The sequence below is a fragment of the Halanaerobium sp. genome, from assembly GCF_003070835.1.
Genome location: NZ_QBLR01000214.1, coordinates 1 through 5,822 on the forward strand (window position 1 = coordinate 1; position 5,822 = coordinate 5,822).

General features: G+C 27.3%; 4 protein-coding genes. All 4 read left to right on the forward strand.

Features of this window, described 5'->3' with window-relative positions:
• The first annotated feature begins 705 nt into the window (after window positions 1-705).
• Window positions 706-2,643, forward strand: coding sequence for a MotA/TolQ/ExbB proton channel family protein (locus CI949_RS15645; protein ID WP_089655510.1), 1,938 nt, complete (start codon window positions 706-708; stop codon window positions 2,641-2,643).
• Entirely contained in the window at window positions 2,643-3,410 is a 768-nt protein-coding gene (locus CI949_RS15650; RefSeq protein WP_200769819.1) for an OmpA family protein, read from the forward strand. The genes CI949_RS15645 and CI949_RS15650 overlap by 1 nt, the downstream gene beginning before the upstream one ends.
• Before the next feature lie 4 nt (window positions 3,411-3,414).
• On the forward strand, window positions 3,415-4,611 hold the full coding sequence (locus tag CI949_RS15655) for an EH signature domain-containing protein (RefSeq protein ID WP_181248185.1): 1,197 nt from the start codon (window positions 3,415-3,417) through the stop codon (window positions 4,609-4,611).
• 2 nt (window positions 4,612-4,613) lie between these two features.
• The coding region (locus CI949_RS15660) for a hypothetical protein (protein WP_290768004.1) at window positions 4,614-5,822 on the forward strand (1,209 nt) is incomplete at its 3' end.

Consider the following 5,822-nt stretch of genomic DNA (forward strand, 5'->3'; position numbering starts at 1 on the left):
AAAAATCACTGGCAGTCTACAGAATGGCTTTTGGGCAGGCCAGACAGGAGGATTTAGTTGATTTTATTGAAGAGAATCTTTCTGATTATTATAGAAAAAAGCTGATGGATTACAGGATAGATTTAGCTCAATAATTTTAATATTATGTTTGATCTACTAATTTAAAATCAATAATAATGCTAAGAATTTCTTGTTGCATTTAAACTATAATGCTATAGTATAAATATAAGAAATCAAAAGTATTGATGGGGTAATTAATATGAACAAAAAAATTGAAATAGAGTATCCTGACACATTACCTGATTTGCTTCAAGAAAGTTCAGAAGTTTTTGAAAGAGAAGCAAAAATGGCAATGGCTGTTAAATTATTTCTGCAATAAATAATGGAGAGAATATTGGTCTTAAAAAGGCTATTAATAATATGAGAAACAATGGTATTTGGATAAGTGAAAAACTTGAAGAAAAAGCATTTGAATTAATTTTGAATAATTTATAATTATCCCTTCTCGTTTGAGGAGGGTTTTTTGCATTTATACACCAGTTCGCGACATAAGGCTGTCATACTTTTATGTTAGGCTAAAGAAAAACACCTTCAAAGCAGGAAAACACCAATATTTAACGAATATTTAATATTAGGAAATAAAAGTTATTATAAAAAATATATGTGACAAATTACGACTTTAATCGACATAATATTTAGAATGAGGTGGTTATAATTAATTTAAATCAACTAATTAATGAAATATCAATAACAATTGGATTATCTATTAATTGGCTAATAGTTATTATTTTTGTTTTATTTACAATTGGATTTACAATTTATCAGTGGTATAAAAATATACTTCCAACTAAAAACTTAAAAAATAATATTTTTAAATTAAGAACTACGCTGGATAAGAAATTAGATAATAATTCTTTAAATAATATTTTAGAAATTGAGTCCTTAATTGGAAAAAATAATTTTATCATAAACGATATATTAGAAGATTATATTATTATGATTAAAAATAACAATAATAAGAACATTATTGATCCAGAACATTACATAAATCAAAATAGTATATTTTCAAATTTTCTTAATAAAAAAGTGTCTGATAATATACCAAGTACATTAACTGCAATAGGTATTTTGGGTACTTTTTTTGGTTTAATTATTGGTTTATGGAATTTAAATATTGCAAATGCTGAGAATATTAGAAATAGCATTCCACCATTAATAAGTTCAATGCAGATTTCATTTATTTCTTCCTTAGTTGCAATTTTTTGTTCTATAATTTATAACTATTGGAATAAAAAATATAATAATATTACTGAAAAAGAAATTAATAGATTAAACAATACATTGAGAAAATATTTGCCAATTAGAATTGAGAGTAATCTCATAGATAATATTGTAGAAAACCAGGAAAAACAGCTGAGGGCTACTCAAGAATTTTATACTGATACTCTTATTCCAGAATTAGTTAACGGAGTTAAAGAAGCAGTTGATCAAAGTTTAAAACCTTCTATGAACAGTATTGATAATAATCTAAATAATTTTGTTGAAGCTTCTAAAGAAAACCAAAAGGATATGATTGAAGGTGTAGAAAAAATTGTTTCTGAAAGTATTGCACCTCAAATTGAAGAAATGCATAATATTATGGATAATTTAGCTGATTTATCAATTGATAAACAGAGTGAAAGTATAGATAAAATGGTTGATAAATTTATGAAAACATTTAATGAGAGTTTTGATAATCAATTTACTGCCTTAAGAGTTACTTTAGAAGATATGATCCGCTGGCAGAAAGAAAGTAAAAAAGAAATGGAAAGTTTGATCTCTACTTTAGAGCAGGGAGCAGTTAAGCAAAATGATATGCTTGATTATACCGAGAAGTTATTAAATAATGTTCAGCAGTATGTGAAGCAGTTTGATGATTTAAATGCTAATTTAAATCATAATATAAAACAGTTAAATACACTGGGGGAGAAACTTAGCGGCTTAGAAGAAAAAACTAATGATAAATTAGAAATCTTAATTGAGCAGCAGGAGAAATTTGATCAGAAGAAAAATTCACATATTGACGAAATGGAAATACAGTTAGATAATATAGAGAAATACTGGGATAATGTGCAGTCCAGTTTTACAGAACTTAATAATAACTTTAATGGAGCGATTGAACAATTTGCAGATAGTACTCATGAAAGTCTTGAAAGAACCTTTACCAGCTTTGATGAAAATTTAAGTGAAATATCCGATAGATTAGCAGTTACAATTACTGAGGTTAATAATTCTTTAGAAGATATTCCAAACTCATTTAATCAATTAAAAAATCTTTTAGATGAATTTAAAATTGATCGAAAGGAAATATTGGATGTTTTAGATAAACAAGAATCGCTTTTAGGTGATAAACTGACAGATATATCTAAGGCTGTCCAGGAAGAAAATAAAAAAATTGAAACAATTTTAGAAGAAAATAATAAAAATTTAAAAAATGATGTTAAAAAAGAAGTTGAAAATAATATTACACCAATTAGTGCTGAATTAAAAGAAGAAAGAGAAAAACAAAAAGAAATTATTGATCAATTAAATTATATAAGAGATAAAATGGAAGAGAACGAAGATAAATCTAGTTTTTTCTCTCGGCTGAGGGGGGATAATTAGTGTTTAATTTTTTTCGTGAAAGTAAGATTGATAGTCAAGAAGAAAAGGCCAATTTTTGGATTTCTTATGCTGATATTATGGCTGCTCTTTTATTAATGTTTATTCTGCTGTTATCTGTAATTATGTTAGATGCAAGAAGTGCAGAACAGGCAGCAGTAGAAGCTGAAATTAAGGCTACTGCACAAGAAGAGAAAATTGAAAAGCAAAAAAATGAAATAGAAACAAAAACAAAAGAGATAGATAAATTGTTAGGAGTTAGAGAAGAAATAATTATTGCTTTACAGCAGAAATTTGCTGATACAGATTTAAGTTTAGAGATTGATTCTCAAACAGGAGCTATTCGCCTGCCGGGCGGAGTGTTTTTTAATACAGACAGCACTGAGATAACAGACGAGGGTATTAAATTTTTAGAAAGCTTTATTCCTCAATATGTTGAAATATTATTGGGTCCTGATTTTAAAGAATATGTAGCTCAGATTATTATTGAGGGTCACACTGACGATGTGGGCAGCTATATGTATAATTTAGAATTATCACAAAATAGAGCGTTTGAAGTTGTTACTCAAATTTATGATGAAAGTTTTACTGATTTTAAATATAAGAATAGATTAAGAGATTATCTAACTGCTAATGGTCGTTCATATAGTCAGCCAATTAAAAATAAAAATGGAGAAATTAATAGAGAAAAATCTCGCAGGGTAGAATTTAAATTTAGACTTAAAGATACTGAAATGATAAATGATATTAAAAATACATTGGGAGAATGATCGTATGAAATTTAATAGCTTTTCTTTTCAGCCATCTAAATTAATTGCAGTGAAAAATAAAATCAAAAAAACATTCCCCACCAAAGCAGACATTTATAAAATTAAATCTCAAAAAGCAAAAGAAGTAGACTTAGAGGAGTTATTAAAGAAAATAAGAGAATTTAGTCTAGATAAAATAATATATTTAGCAGATTCATTAAAAACTGAAGAAATAATTGCCTTAGCAATTAAATATAGCAATATTCCTCATGAGTTGTATAAAAAAATAAATAATATCATATTACATAAAAAAGATAAATTTATAATTAAGATTTTGTGGAATAATTTTGCTGAGGATTATACAAATAAAGATTTAAGCAGTTTGCTTGGTAATTTATTAGCTTCATTTTCTAAATTAAATGATCAGGAAAAAGTTTTAGATACTATATTTAAAGATTCTTCACCTCTAATTAATATGAGAAAGTATATTGAAAACAATAAAATTACTTTATTTTATTTTTTAGACAAGCTAGATTTAATATTTGAGAATAAAATTTCTAAAAGATTAGCAGCAGATTTACTTAGTAAAGGTACTAAGCCGGTCTTTCTTAGAGAAGATAAGAACAATTTAATCAAAGTTTTTAAAGAATTAGAAATCAAAAATCTAAAAGCAGTGGTTGAAAATTATCTATTTGTTTTTAAAGATAAGGAATATGAAGAAGAGCTGATGTATATAATTAAAGATCGTTTGGGTGATCCAAGAGAAGATTACAGCACTGCTTGGAATGAGATTGATAAAAAGGCTAAAGAAAAGGCTGCAGCTTGGTTTAACTATAAAAAACTAAAAGAGTTTTTTGACAGCATAACTACTGACCAAGAAGAAGCTCAGAAAAGATTTTCTTATTGGGAAAAACAGGTTGATATTATGGAAAAGGTAGATTATGTTAAAAAATATCTGCAGTTATTTTTAACTTTTGATAATTTTGTGGTTGTTGAATTTGGTGATTTAGGTAATGCAGTTTATTTTTATAAAAAAGATTTCTTTGAACAAAATTTGGCACAATATATGAATAAACACAATGCTGTAAATAATAATTCATTAAAATATACCTATGAAGCAAGAAATATGGGAAATAAAAATGTATATAAAGTTAATCATATGAGCAGCTGGCAGCATAAAGCAGATAAAATGATTAAAGAACTTAGAGCTGGAAGGAGATAAATATGTTCAACTTCTTTAAAAATAACTTCAAAACAAATAAATCAGAGCCTGAGATAGAAATAAAGCGGACTCTTTTAGAAAATGGAATTGAGTTTGAAATTAACAAAATTGATAATGGGCAAAGAGAGAAGCTAAGTTTTCCAATTACTTATGGCAAATATTTTGATTTAAGAAATTTAATCAATAAAGATTTTTATCTTTCTCTGCAGATTCTTGAAGGTACCTGGCACAGTGAGGAATTAATAGAAAAAGGTGATGGAAGTTATTTTCTGCATATTGATACAATATATCAGTATCAAAATTCTGCCGAAGATGAAGAGAGTTTGGGAGAAGGTAACAGAAAATTAAATGAACTGCTCGGACTTAAACCTGATGAAGACTTAGAAATTACTATAGATAACAGTGGTGTTATCGGCAGCAGTAATTTCAAATTAAAATATATAATCAAAGCTGAGCAGGAAGGGTATATAAGTAAGTTTTATCAAAGAGCTGGCCCATTTTTTCCTTTAAATGATAATCAGGCCTATGTTTTAAATAAAAAACTAACTGAAGTCCTTGATTTAATAGATAATCCTCCAGAGGAAAGAGAAGAGCAATTTGAATATTTTGCTAAGGTTAAATCTAAAGCAAAAAAATTAGATATTAAATTCAACCCATATTTAGAGGGAGAAGAATATTTCTTTCCTGAAGATTTAGATATAGATATTGAATTAGAATCTATTGATTATTTAAAACTCAACCCTAAATTTAATGATTTGGATGATCAGTTAAATCAAGATGCTGAAAAAGCAATAAATAATAATGATAATTATACAGTTAATAAAACTGGCGGCAAAAACCAAAGAGTCTTTATTGGGCCTGAAAGTAAAGAAAGTTATAAACATGCATCAGCAAATAGAGAATTAACAGGATCCCAGGTGCCTGACTTTATTGAAAATCCTATGAAGTATCTACCAGATAACATAGATTTAGAAAAGTTTAGTGAAAGAGTAAAAGGACTTAAAGAAAGAGTTTACAGAGTTCAGCCGTTTGTTAGTTCTTCTAAAACCGATCAGATTGACTGGTTTGATATCGATGTTGGAGTCAATATTAAAAATGAAAGTGATGAAGCTGATGAGGAACAAATTGAGCTCAGTGAATTTGAAAGGCTGGTAAAAGAAGCTAGAGAAAAGGGTGAAGACTATGTGCTCTATAATGATAACTGGGTTAAA

Excerpts from the sequence above, each read along its gene's own strand:
- CI949_RS15655 (WP_181248185.1), top strand. The coding sequence starts at position 3,415 with ATGAAATTTAATAGCTTTTCTTTTCAGCCATCTAAATTAATTGCAGTG.